This is a genomic window from Candidatus Nanopusillus massiliensis (genome assembly GCF_920984865.1).
On sequence record NZ_OV100765.1, the window covers coordinates 201,142 to 201,484 of the forward strand.

Here is a 343-nt window from a genome sequence, read left to right on the forward strand (position 1 = left end):
TAAAATTAAAAGATTTGTAACATATAAATTAAAATATAAAATTATTAAAGAATTTGATATTCCAGTATGAGTATTTTCTTTTTGTAGAGAAATAATATCTTTTAATTTTAATATATCTTCTTTATTATATTTCTTTAATTTATTGTTTGAAAATATCCATAATTCAATATCAATATTATTAGAATCTTTATATTTTTCTGCCAGATGATATAATTCAACTAAATCAATATAATTAATATTACTTATATCTATTTCTCTTTTATTCTTTTTAACTTGTATTAATCTTATATTTCCTTCTTTATTTATTGCAATTACATCTATAGCAGACTGGGAACCTGGGGTC